Raw genomic sequence first — 12,526 nt, forward strand, 5'->3', positions numbered from 1 at the left:
GTAGGATGAAGAAGTTTTTACTGTTTGTCATTATGACTGTTTTAGCGATTACTTCTGTTGCTTGCGGTAAGAAAGAGACGCAAAAAGCGAGTGCTGGTAAGGGTGAAGGAGATCGATTAGTAACGAATATTAGTAGTGATCCATATACGCTTGATTCTGCCATTGCGACAGATACTACTTCAAGATATGTAATTGGGAATTTATTCTCAAGTTTATATACGGAGGACAATGATGGAAAAATTCATAATGAGTTAGCGGAAAAAGAAGAAGTAAATGCTGATGGAACTGAGTATACAATTCATTTAAAGAAAGATATTAAATGGTCAGATGGTTCTCCTATTACAGCAAATGATTTTGAGTTTGCATGGAAGCGATTATTAAATCCTCAAACGGGTTCTATGAATGCGACAGAAATGTATTTTATTAAAGGTGCAGAGGCATATAATACTGGAAAAGGTGAAGAAGGACAAGTTGGTATTCAAGTCGTTGATCCTCAAACGTTAAAAGTGACACTTGAATATCCAGTTGCCTCTTTCAAACAAAAACTAGCAAGTTCATTATTTATTCCATTATCTAAAAAGTCGATTGATGATAATAATAAATTAAAAACAGATCCAAAAGAGTTAATTACGAACGGGCCATTCACGTTGAAAGAATGGAAACATAACCAAGCAATTACAGTGCAAAAAAATAAAGAATACTATGATAAAAAGGTAACATTAAAAGAAATTGAGTTTCGTATTATTCCAGACTCTAAAACAGCTTATCAATTGTTTAAATCAAAAGAATTAGATTTATTAAGTGGTTTACCACAAGAAATGATTGAGAAAGAAAAAGGAAATAAAGAATATAAACGTGTTGCAGGATTCTCATCGTATATTTATTCCTTTAACGTAGAAAAAGAGCCATTTACAAATGCGAAAGTACGTAAAGCATTTTCACTAGCAGTTGATCGTAAATTTATCGTTGAAAAATTGTATAAAAATAATGCACAAGCAGCATATGCATTCGTTCCAGAAGGAGCAAAAACACAAGGTGGTCGTGATTTCCGTAAAGAAAAAGGCGATTACGTAAAGTTTGATCCAACAGAAGCGAAAAAATTATTAGAAGAAGGTATGAAAGAACAAGGTTGGTCTACATTACCTGAAGTAACATTAAAATTCACGACAGATACACAACATAAAAAAGTAGCAGAAGCAATGCAAGAAATGTTTAAGAAAAATCTTGGTGTAGATATTAAATTAGAAAATAAGGAGTGGAAGAGTTATATCGATACATATAAGCAAAGTGACTTCCAATTAGCTTATATGGGATGGGGGGGCTCTAACTTAGATCCTAGTGCTCGCTTGGAGTTATATGCGGGTGATGGTCCTAGTAACTATGCAAAATGGTATAATAAAGAATTTGATGATTTAATTAATCAGGCAAAAACAGAACAAGATGAAAATAAACGCTTTGATATACTGCATAAAGCAGAAGATATTATGTTTGATGATACACCATTAATCCCAATTATTTTCCCAAGCTCTTCGTATTTACAAAAATCATCAGTATCTGGCGTCCAATTCATTATCGGTTCTAGTCCAGAACTAAGATACGTGAAAATTAAAAAATAAAGAAGTAGGCAACCGCCTACTTCTTTATTTTATTTCTCTTTTATATTCTTTTTTCGTTCCGTCAGAGAAGACAACTTCTAAATCGAACTTTTGGTAGTCTTTATCAAGTTTGAACACGTTTACTACTTGATCAATTACCTCTTGGTCAGGTGTGTTTTTATCAAATTTTAATTCTTGTAGAAGTGGGCTTAATTTTGTAATAGCCTCGTCACCTGTAAACTTCGCATTTGATTTATGGTCTTCAAGTTTTGCTTCCATTTTTTTATCTGCTGCTACATTTTTATAATCAGCTTCGTAATCTTTCTTCGTATCTTGATAGTCTGCATCTAAACTGAATTCATTAAAATTAAGTTTTAAATCTGCAGGGGCCTCATTTTTTGCTTCTTCAGTCGTTTTCTTATCAGAAGTTGTATCTTCTTTTGCAGGAGCTTTACATCCTGTTAATGCAGGTACTAGCATAAGAGCTAATAAAGCTGATAGTAAAATTCTCATTATAAATTCCTCCTTATGTAAATTTGTTCTATACAAGTTTTTCCAAAAAACATGTAATTATGTATGCGTTGAAAATAAATTCCTTTCTGCTGGCTTCAAGGATTAATTCGCAATTTAAATCAAAACTGATTTGTATGTATATGGTAAATTGAAGTTGTGAGGAGGGACTGAAATGCAAAAAGAAGCGAAAGAGAATTATTGACAATTATTAAAAAAGTAATATAATCAAAATGTAAGTGATCACTTGCATGAGGAAGAGAGGGTTTTATGGCGCGCTCAAAGACAGCAGAAAAAATTATTCAAGCGGCGATTGAATTAGTGAAAGAAAAAGGATATACGGCAGCAACGACGAAAGAAATTGCAATGCGTGCTGGTGTTAATGAAGTAACGATATTTCGTAATTTTAAAAGTAAAAAAGGTGTTATTGAAGCAGCTGTTGCTGAGTTTTCATATGTACCGCATTTAAAACAGTTTTTGCAAACAGAAATTGTGTGGGAATTAGAAACGGATTTAAAAAACTTAGCAAGGCATTATCATAGATTTTTAAATAGCATAAAAGATATTATTTTTATCGGTATACGTGAGGCCAGAGAATTTCCTGAATTAGATGAGGAAATCTCTAAAATTCCACAAGGATTAAAAGAGGAATTAATAATTTATTTTGCCAAGATGCAGGAACAGGGCAAGATTATTCATACAAATATTGAAGCGCAAGTAATGAATTTTATATGGATTAATTTTGGTTATTACCTATCTAAATTGCGTTTTGAAAACCGACTTATGGAAATTGATGATGAGAAATTTATTGAGAATAATATAGTTTTATATGCTAGGGCTTTAAGACCCTAGTATTTATTTAAAATAAAATGCAAGTAAGTACTTACTTGCAAAGTGAGGAGAGAGAAGATGAATGCATTAAAACAATTTTTAAAATTACCTGGTACGTATGTAGGAGTAGTAGTGGCGTTATCGTTCCAACTTATTTTCTTTTGTGTGTGGTTAACGGCATATGATGGAGTGAACGAAAGAGCAGATCAAATGCGTATTGCTATTGTGAATGAGGATGGAAATATAGGGAGTAAAATAGCAGAAGGCTTACAGAGAAATCTACCATTTCAAGTGAAGAAAGAACGGTCTATGGAAAAAGCAAATGAAAAAATGAATGACCATATGTATGATATGATTCTTGAAATTCCTGCTTCTTTTTCAAAAGATATAAATGAAACAGGAAAAACAAATTTAAACTTCCACATTAATCAAGCGAATGCCATGATGGCGAAGCAAATGATGGAAGGAGCAGCAAAACAAATTCGAGATAATGTAAATAAGGAAATAGCAAGTTATAAGAAACAAGAGATTGTGGGGAAATTACAAGCTGTAGGACCTGAGAATGTGGAAGTGATAAAAGGTTTAACAGGAGATTCAATTGGCTTTACAGTTCATAAAGTAAATGATGCAAAAGGATTTTCAGTTAATATGGTACCACTAATGATTGTATTAGCATCATTTGTAGGAGCAATGGTTATGAGCATGGAATTATCAAAAGTTGCAAAAGAAGTAGAGAACGGTTGGAGTAATTTCATATCACGACAAATCATTAACGGTACAGTATCAATTTTGCTTGCATGTATTACAATTGGTTTGATGAAGGGATTCCAAATTGAAGTACACGAAACAGTATGGAGTATATGGGTGTTTCAAGCGATAGTCTTCTTTACATTTCTTTCATTAACACAAATGTTTATAACTGTCTTTGGAAATGTAGGTATGATTTTTAATATTATCTCACTATCGTTACAACTTGTAAGTTCGGGTGTAATAGTGCCACATGAGATGCTTTCTAAAACATATCAAATAATCGGTGAGTTATTTCCCGCAACATACGCAGCGAATGGTTATTATACAATAATATTCGGCGGAGTTAATTTAGAGAAAAATATTATTTCATTATTGTTCATTATTTTAGTTACACAATTGGTAGCGGGAATTGCTATAGTTATAAAAGGAATGGTAAAGGGAAGAAGTTCTATAGTTAAAGAAGTATAAAATAAAAAAGGTATCCTTCAATTGGATACCTTTTTTATGGTACTTACTATTTTGCAACTTCTGTCCACTTGTAGTTAAATTCACCGCCGAAGTCAGTTGTTACAAGTCCTTTAATAAATCCGCGTTGTAAGTAAGAGCGACCTTGTTGGTATAAAGGAGCGACAGCACCGTCTTGTAATAAGATTTTTTCAGCTTGTTTCATAGCTTCAAAGCGTGCTTTTTCATCGCCAGCTAAATCAGTTTTTACTTTATGAATTAGCTCGTCGTACTCTTTGTTAGAGTATTTATCAAAGTTATAAGCACTATCTGTTGTAAATAAATCTAAGAATGTAATAGGATCCGCGAAGTCAGGGCCCCAGCCATCAATTCCCATTTCATAATCACCACTTAATAGTAGTTTCAACTGTTGTTTACGTGGTTGCGGTTTTAAATTCACTGTTAATCCATCTAGATTCTTTTCTAGTTCACCTTTTAAATATTCACCAGTCTTTTTAGCTAAAGCATTATCACTTGTTAATAGTTCGATTGTTACTTTGTCAGTACCAAGTTCTTGCTTCGCTTTTTTCCAGTTTTCTTTCGCCAATTTCACATCATCTTTGACTAGGTTTCCATTTTCTTTACGGAAGTCGTTGCCTTCTGGACTTTTTGCGAATTTCGCAGGAACCATTCCTTCAGCTGGAATTGCACCGTTATTTAAAATTGTTTCTACGTATGCTTTTTTATTCATTGCTCCGTTAATAGCAAGGCGTGCATGTTGATTTTTTAGTGTTGCATTTTTCTGATTTAGTCGTAGGAATTGAATGCCGACTTCAGCGCGTTCTTTGAAGTTTGCATCGCCCTTATATTTATCAACAAACTCTGCAGTTAAAGCAACGCGATCAATTTGTCCTGAATCATATAAGTTAACTTCTGTAGATTTATCTTTCACGACATTGAAGTTGATTTCTTCTAATTTTACAGTTTTAGCATCCCAATAGTTAGGGTTCTTCTTCAATTGGAAGCTTTGTTCATGTTTCCAGTTATCTAATGTGAAAGCGCCGTTGTAAATTAAATGATTTGTTTCTAAACCGTATTTATCACCTTGAGATTTTAAGTACTCTTCATTAATTGGTAAGAATGTTGAGAATGTCGTTAAGTTTAAGAAGTAGGGAACAGGACGATCTAGTTGTACTTCTAAAGTTTTTTCATCAAGAGCTTTGACACCTAATTGATTAACGGGTAATTGTTTTTGGTTTATTTGTTTCGCATTCTGTATATCGAAGAATAAGAATGCATATTCAGCTGCTGTATCAGGATTTACGGCACGTTGCCAAGCGAAGACGAAGTCTTTTGCTGTAACAGGAGTACCGTTTGACCATTTTGAATCACGCAGGTGGAATGTATATTTTGTCTTATCGGGACTAACGTCAACCGACTCAGCAACACCAGGAATAGGTGTATTATCTTCTCCCATTGCATATAACCCTTCAAAAACGTTTCGCATTACGTTCATGGATTCCCCATCCGTTGCTTTTGCAACATCCATTGTTGGAATTTCTGAAGCGAATGATAAGTTAATTGCCTGTTTATCAGGTGCTTTATCATTTGCTTTCGCTCCGCTTGCATTATCTTTATTCCCACCGCAAGCAGTTAATAGTAGACTTGCCCCTAAAACAGATGCAACAACAGGTACGACTTTTTTCTTCATTGTTCTTTCCTCCCTAAATGTGTTGTTCGTAACGTCATAATGTCCATGTCTTGAAGTAGCTATAGAAGGAGATAAAACCTATTATGAATATTTGTTTATAGGTAATCAGGTGTTCTATATGTATATACATGTTGAACTATAATCTGTCGTTATATGTTTCAACGTAGTAGACATTATATTTTGATGGTGAAATATTTCGTTTCTTTGATTATTTAGAATATTAACACTGGAAAGAACTATATGTCAATAATAAAAATAGAATGTTAATTTCTTGAAATAATATATTAAAAAAGTAGATTCCGGTGTATTAAGGAACCTACTTTTAATGCGTTTTGTGAAAAAATAATTAGTATGGTGGAATAACGTTGGTCAAAGTTACAATTTATTTTTCAATTTTTGCCCATTTGAAGTTTAATTGACCTGCAAAGTCTACTTGCACAATGCCTTTCACATAAGAACGTTCTAAATAAGATTCTCCTTTTTGGTAAAGAGGAGCGATAACAGAGTCTTTAAATAATATTTTCTCTGATGCTAGTAATGCGTCAAAGCGAGCCTTTTCATCACCAGCTAAAGTCGTTTTCACTTTTTCTATTGTTTCATCGAACTCTTTATTAGAGTAATGATCTAAGTTGTAAGGATTATTCGTTGTAAACAATTCAAGGAATGTAATTGGATCAGCAAAGTCAGGGCTCCAACCGTCAATTCCAATTTCGTAGTCACCTTTTAATAAGAGTGAAACTTGTTGCTTACGCGGTTGCGGTTTTATATTTACTGTTAAGCCCTCTAAATTCTTTTCTAGTTGTCCTTTTAAGAACTCACCAGTTTTCTTCTCAAGGTCACCGTCACTTGTTAATAATTCTAATGTGATTTTTTCAGAACCAAGTTCTTTTTTTGCTTTTTTCCATAGTTCTTGTGCAGATTTTGTATCAACCTTTGTTAAATCCCCGTTTGCAACGCGGAAGTCTTTTCCGTCAGGTCCTTTTGCAAAGTTTTGTGGCACGAGGCCATAAGTTGGGGTAGAACCATCATTTAAGAGCGTATTTACAAAGGATTTTCTATCGATTGTTTGATCGATTGCTTGTCGTGCAGAAACGTTTTGAAGTACTTTGTTTTGTTGATTCATACGTAAAAATTGTACGCCTACGTTCGGACGCTCTTTAAAGTTAGCATCTTTTTTATATTTATCAACGAAGTCAGATGTTAGTTTTATACGGTCTAATTGTTTTGACTCGAATAAATTTACTTCTGTCGATTTTTCTTTTACGACGTTAAAATTGATTTCTTCCAGTTTGACATTATCTTTATCCCAATAGGTAGGATTTTTCTTGAATTTAAAGCTTTGTTCGTGCTTCCAATCACTTAGTGTAAAAGCCCCGTTGTACAAAATTGTATTATCTTCTAAAGCGTACTTATCACCTTGTGCTTTAAAGAATTCTTCGTTAATTGGTAGAAATGTTGGGAACGCTGTTAAGCTAATAAAGTACGGAACAGGACGCTCTAATTCTACTTCAAACGTATGGTCATCAACTGCTTTTACACCAAGTTGATCGGCTGGAAGTTCTTTGTTGTTAATTTTTGTTGCGTTTTTAATATCAAAGAATAGAAATGCATATTCAGAGGCTGTTGCTGAATCGACAGCTCTTTGCCAAGCGAAGACAAAATCTTTCGCGGTAACAGGAGTACCGTTTGACCATTTTGAATCTCGTAAATGGAATGTGTATTTCGTTTTATCGCTATTTACTTCATGAGATTTTGCAACGCCAGGGACAGGTTTGTTACCTTCACCAAGATTATACAAACCTTCAAATACGTTTCTCATTACTTGACCAGAATCAGTATCTGTAGCACGAGCTGTATCCATTGTTCGTATTTCAGTAGGTGAAGATAAGTTTAAAACCTGTTTACTAGGTGCCTCGTCTTTTGCATTTGCTCCGCTTGCTTCGTTTTTATAACTACCGCAACCAGTTAATAAAATACTTACTCCTACAACTGATGCAATACCGGGTACAAACTTCTTTTTCATTTGATTTTCCTCCTAAATAATTAAGTTTGGGTGATGATGAGGGAAATGAAAAATAAAAAATCCCTCTTTTCATATTGAGAAAGAGGGATTTTTACGTACAAGTTATGCACCCGTATATAAACGAATTCCCTCATTCTATCTTTCAAGCCATAAGGCTTGCAGGAAGTGGCACAGTATTCAAAATGAACCTGTTGCCGAGGTTTCAAAGGGCCAGTCCCTCCACCTCTCTTGATACAATGAGTAAACGAATAAATTTTATTAATTTTTGTGTTTCTTTGATAATTCAAAATCTTACACCTTGGATAATGAAGTGTCAACCTAATGAAATGTAGTTTAAATTTTCAGTTTTCTTTAACGGAAAAACCACTGCATATGGCAGTGGTTTTTCTACTAGAAGTTAAAGTTATCTGGATCTGGACCAACGCGACGATCTTCATTGAGTGCTTGAATTGCTTTCATGTCATCAGCACTTAATTCAAAATCGAATATATTTGCATTTTCAATAATGCGATGTTCTTTAATAGATTTAGGGATTGTTACAACTTCGTTTTGTAAATCCCAGCGTAAAATAATTTGCGCAGTTGATTTATTATATTTTGTCGCAATTTCTTGTAACGTTGGATTATCAAGTAATTGTCCTTGCATTAATGGTGACCAAGCTTCAAGCTGGATATTATGTTCTTTACAGAAAGTGTGTAATTCTTCTTGAGCTAAACGTGGATGGTATTCTACTTGGTTAACCATTGGTTTAATTTCAGCGATTTCAAATACATCTTGCAAATGGTGAATGTGGAAATTACTCACACCAATAGCGCGAACACGGCCGTCTTTATAAAGCTTTTCTAACGCTTTCCATGATTCAGTATATTTCCCTTTTACAGGCCAATGTACTAAATATAAATCTAAATATTCTAGACCTAATTTTTCTAATGTAGTTTCAAATGCTTGAAGTGTTGTTTCATAGCCTTGATCGCTATTCCACACTTTTGATGTAATGAATAATTCTTCACGTGAAACACCTGATTCACGGATCGCTTGTCCAACGCCTTCTTCGTTTTGATAGATTGCAGCAGTATCGATGCTGCGGTAGCCATTTTTAATTGCTGCTTTTACAGAATCAATTACTTCTGAACCATCTTCTACTTTAAAAACACCTAAACCGAACCAAGGCATTTTTACACCGTTATGTAATGTTGTATAGTCTTTTAAACTTGTTAAACTCATATTATTTCCCCCTAGCTTTTTTGTTTGTTGCTTCTACTGCTTTTTGAATTGCCTCTGAAAAATTATACTCATATAAAGTTTTGAGACCTTCAGCTGTGGAACCCCCTGGTGTTGTTACTTGTTCGCGGAGGTTAGCTGGATCTTGCGTTTGTTCAAGCATAGAAGCAGAGCCAGAAATCATTTGAATGACAAGATGTTTTGCAGTTGCCTCATCGACTCCATAACTTATTGTTGCTTCAATTAAGCTTTCGGCAAAGTAATAAAGGAAGGCTGGTGCACTTCCAGTAACTGCAGTAAGTTGATGCACTTCTTCCTCAGTGCAAAGTTGCGAAGTGCCAATTCCTCTTAAAAGCAGTTGCAGGGTTTCCTGATGCATCTCGGTTACTGATTGTCCCATTGTATATAAGGAGATAGACTTTCCAATTTCAGCAGCTGTATTTGGCATAATCCAAGCAACAGGTGTCCCTTGAGGAAGTCTTTCTTCTAGATAAGATGGTCCGATTCCAGCAGCAACTGTCACGACAAATTGATCAGTTAGAAGAGGGGATAACTCCTGTAATAACTGTTCATGTGCAGCTGGTGGCATTGCTAAAACAATCGTATCAACGGATGTAATATGCTGCTTCCAATCTGTAGTGATGGACACATTATATTGCCCTTGTAATTGTTCTAACTTTTCTATGTTGCTTCGGTTGGAAACGATGATTTCTTCAATGTATTCTTTACTTGTTTTGAGTAATCCGGAAAATATAGCTTCTGCCATACGACCGGCACCAATAAATAAAATTCGATGTTTATTAGGCATATCCTTTATTCCTTTCTAGTGGAGATATGTTATAAAAAACGATACCATTTTTAAAAGTGAATTGTAAAAGAAAAAGCCTAATTTTATTTGTATTTCGAACCTTTGTCCTTATTTTGTATAGGATATTGTGTACTAAATATATACAGAGGGGAAGTTAAAGATGAGAGAGGAATATTTTAACAAACGAAATATCCATTGTGACAAATTCATGCCTCCTATTGCACCATGTCCAATAGAAGTAATAGGTCCAACAGGAGCAACAGGAGCAACAGGAGCAACAGGAGCAACAGGAGCAACAGGAAAGCCTGGTCCAATGGGCCCAGCAGGAGTTGATGGGACTAATGGGAATTGCGGATGTGATTGCTGCGCCTTAGCTATACAGGAATATTTAAGGTGCATCCCACTTCAATCAAATATTAATGTAGGAGTAAAAAACGTAACATCGTATAAATTAGATGGAGTAATTTTAGACGAGATAAATGAATATATGATTAAAGTAAAAAAAGAAGGTTGTGAGTATGTCATTCCGATTTGTCATATAACGAGCGTATTTGAAAGGATGGAAGTGACCGCAGTATCAATGAGTGAAGTAAAAGAAAATGATGAGTGTTTCAATTGTTGTGAAGGTGCGGTGGAAGAGTTTTTGAAAGCGGTTGCTGTTGCTGATTTTTATGTGGGGAATGATTGTTTTCAATGCGCTGAGATTGTAGAGCTCCGAAATGGGGGAGTTATAGTGAAAGTGAAAGAATTAGGTATGGGGATTATTTCTATTTGTGATGTTGTCGCAATCTCAAATATTGATAAACAAAGCAATTCATCTGCATAAATAGTTTTCTGAACATTCCGCTTATTTATTGGATTCATAAGAATAGGTATGTTATATTAAGGAGCCGGATTTTTTAACTAGCTCCTTAATTTGAATTTTTTGTGAAAATACAGATAATAATGAAAAAAATGACTTGTGCTTAAATATAATATAGTAAAATTAACATTTAGGAGGGTGTTATGGAGAAAGATATAGATTTGGCTATTGTCCTTTGTAAGGTAATAAAAGTTTATAGGGAAATGTACGGGGAAATGATTTTTAAATTTCGAAGGAAAAATAACGATTTTATTTATACGGACATTGATCCCAGACTTTTAAAGCTGATCGGGCTAAAAAGAGAGGAATTTATCAACAAGTCTCCTAGAGAAATTTTTACTAGACGAGAGACTGTCGATAAGTTGCTCGATATTTATAGAGAAGCCTATGAAGGAACAAAAGTAATTTATTGCATATTAGATCCTATGAAGAATGTATATGTAATTTCTTTACAAAGGAAAATGAAGAACAAGGCAGTTGAAGAAGTATATGGTCGTTGTATCATAATGACAGCGGATGATAAAGTGTTGGATATGACCAAAGGGGTAATGATTTTTGATTATTCGGAATTTTATGGTTGAATAGTTTTATTTTCAACTGCTTGTCGTAACTGACGAATAATATGAATAATGAATTCCATCTCATCTTCAGTTATAGATTTTCCATCTAGGGTAATATTGTATTTGATACTTAGTTCTTTTAAATCCATATCTAAATCTTGAAGAAATTCATTTTCATCTTTTTCTTTTTTTTCTTCATCCTCATCGCTTAAAAGATACCACATGTCTACATCATAAATATTTGCTATCCTTTTTAACAATGTTAAAGATGGTGTGTAAATACCCCGTTCAATTTTAGAAAGATTACTATAATCATAATTGAGTTTTTGGGCTAGACTTTTTAAGGTATCTCCATTTTTTTTACGGAGTTCTTTAATCTTAATGTTCATTTTTTTCCCACCTTAGAAAATTGCATACAATTTTATTCTACTCAAAAAAAATTGGAAAAGGCAAACTTTTTTGAGTTTTGGTTTAATAATCAAATATATATTTTTTTGGTATGAAAGACCAAAAAAAATATATATATAGAAGTTTACTTTTGCAAATATGCTGAAACCGAAGGTGTTTGTATAATGTTGAATTCGTTACATTGAATGGGATAATTTATTTTAGAAATAATCCATATGTAAGGGAATAGAGTGTTAGAATGAGAGACCCATCTTTTAGATTTATAATAATTTCTATAGTGTTCTAGCTTTTCTTCCATTATAGCAGAAGAATATCTGGAAATTTGAATTTCAACAAAAAATTCCTTTTTGTCCCATAACATATATATATCGGGTTGCATAAAAGTAGATCCATATCTTTTCTCTACTTCAAAAATAGTTGGTTGTTTGTATTTGCATACGTCTATATAAAAATTTACAATCGCCAAATAATGGTTCAATTTTTGAGAGTTAGTTTTAATTAAAGAAGGTGTTGGAAAATAAACATAAGGTTGTAATGTAGTATTAGCTTCTATATAATTTTCGCGTCTTAGCCTTTTTAAAACAAAGTTTGCTGATGTAATTGGGTTTTTTAAATTTCTAAAAAAAATTTGAGCAATTTGATCACGAGACATACAGCGGAATAGGTGTAAAGCATTAATAATTTCTTTATCACGGCATGTGAGCAAAAATAAGCCCTCCTTTTGTTGTTTATAGTAGAAACAATATTTGAGACATATGTCATACTACAGTTTCTAAAGTGAAAACAAATGTAGGGGTTACTAT

At 33.6% G+C, this 12,526-nt stretch carries 12 protein-coding genes and 1 riboswitch; of the genes, 5 read left to right on the forward strand and 7 right to left on the reverse strand.

Annotated features, from left to right (window positions below; translation table 11 throughout):
• Positions 1 to 5: 5 nt before the first annotated feature.
• On the forward strand, positions 6 to 1,616 hold the full coding sequence (locus QUF93_RS03465) for a peptide ABC transporter substrate-binding protein (protein ID WP_289357860.1): 1,611 nt from the start codon (positions 6 to 8) through the stop codon (positions 1,614 to 1,616).
• A gap of 24 nt (positions 1,617 to 1,640) precedes the next feature.
• Here the strand turns inward: QUF93_RS03465 and QUF93_RS03470 are convergent, their stop codons facing one another.
• On the reverse strand, positions 1,641 to 2,108 hold the full coding sequence (locus QUF93_RS03470; RefSeq protein ID WP_289357862.1) for a YusW family protein: 468 nt from the start codon (positions 2,106 to 2,108) through the stop codon (positions 1,641 to 1,643).
• Between the two features lie 267 nt (positions 2,109 to 2,375).
• Here QUF93_RS03470 and QUF93_RS03475 point away from each other — a divergent pair, with 267 nt between their 5' ends.
• Both QUF93_RS03475 and QUF93_RS03480 read left to right on the forward strand, forming a co-directional pair.
• A complete protein-coding gene (locus tag QUF93_RS03475; RefSeq protein ID WP_002115395.1) occupies positions 2,376 to 2,957 on the forward strand; it encodes a TetR/AcrR family transcriptional regulator in 582 nt (193 codons plus the stop codon).
• Positions 2,958 to 3,014: 57 nt separating this feature from the next.
• Entirely contained in the window at positions 3,015 to 4,154 is a 1,140-nt protein-coding gene (locus QUF93_RS03480; RefSeq protein WP_289357864.1) for a YhgE/Pip domain-containing protein, read from the forward strand.
• A 46-nt stretch (positions 4,155 to 4,200) separates the two neighbouring features.
• Here QUF93_RS03480 and QUF93_RS03485 read toward each other — a convergent pair whose 3' ends face one another.
• The 4 genes from QUF93_RS03485 to proC form a co-directional block, all read right to left on the reverse strand.
• Positions 4,201 to 5,841 (reverse strand): peptide ABC transporter substrate-binding protein, encoded by a 1,641-nt coding sequence (locus QUF93_RS03485; RefSeq protein ID WP_289357865.1) that lies wholly within the window; start codon positions 5,839 to 5,841, stop codon positions 4,201 to 4,203.
• Between the two features lie 382 nt (positions 5,842 to 6,223).
• Positions 6,224 to 7,864, reverse strand: coding sequence for a peptide ABC transporter substrate-binding protein (locus tag QUF93_RS03490; RefSeq protein WP_289357866.1), 1,641 nt, complete (start codon positions 7,862 to 7,864; stop codon positions 6,224 to 6,226).
• A gap of 132 nt (positions 7,865 to 7,996) precedes the next feature.
• Positions 7,997 to 8,102: riboswitch (SAM riboswitch) on the reverse strand.
• A 152-nt stretch (positions 8,103 to 8,254) separates the two neighbouring features.
• Complete coding sequence (locus tag QUF93_RS03495; protein ID WP_156576835.1) at positions 8,255 to 9,088, reverse strand: glyoxal/methylglyoxal reductase; 834 nt, start codon at positions 9,086 to 9,088, stop codon at positions 8,255 to 8,257.
• Between the two features lies 1 nt (position 9,089).
• Positions 9,090 to 9,893 (reverse strand): pyrroline-5-carboxylate reductase, encoded by an 804-nt coding sequence (proC, locus tag QUF93_RS03500; protein WP_289357869.1) that lies wholly within the window; start codon positions 9,891 to 9,893, stop codon positions 9,090 to 9,092.
• Between the two features lie 160 nt (positions 9,894 to 10,053).
• On the opposite strand from proC, the gene QUF93_RS03505 reads away from it, so the two are divergent.
• Positions 10,054 to 10,719, forward strand: a complete 666-nt coding sequence (locus tag QUF93_RS03505) for a hypothetical protein (RefSeq protein ID WP_289375203.1) — start codon at positions 10,054 to 10,056, stop codon at positions 10,717 to 10,719.
• Between the two features lie 179 nt (positions 10,720 to 10,898).
• Positions 10,899 to 11,336 carry a hypothetical protein gene (locus QUF93_RS03510; RefSeq protein ID WP_289357872.1) on the forward strand — a complete coding sequence of 146 codons (438 nt, stop codon included), beginning with the start codon at positions 10,899 to 10,901 and terminating at the stop codon, positions 11,334 to 11,336.
• Here QUF93_RS03510 and QUF93_RS03515 read toward each other — a convergent pair.
• Both QUF93_RS03515 and QUF93_RS03520 read right to left on the reverse strand, forming a co-directional pair.
• Entirely contained in the window at positions 11,327 to 11,704 is a 378-nt protein-coding gene (locus QUF93_RS03515) for a helix-turn-helix domain-containing protein (protein ID WP_289357873.1), read from the reverse strand. The two genes, QUF93_RS03510 and QUF93_RS03515, sit on opposite strands and share 10 nt — an antisense overlap.
• 143 nt (positions 11,705 to 11,847) lie before the next feature.
• The gene (locus tag QUF93_RS03520) at positions 11,848 to 12,375 is read right to left on the reverse strand and encodes a replication-relaxation family protein (protein WP_289375205.1); all 528 of its coding nucleotides are present in this window, start codon (positions 12,373 to 12,375) and stop codon (positions 11,848 to 11,850) included.
• Between the last annotated feature and the right edge of the window lie 151 nt (positions 12,376 to 12,526).

The sequence above is a fragment of the Bacillus hominis genome, from assembly GCF_030348325.1.
Taxonomy (GTDB): Bacteria; Bacillota; Bacilli; order Bacillales; family Bacillaceae_G; genus Bacillus_A; species Bacillus_A hominis.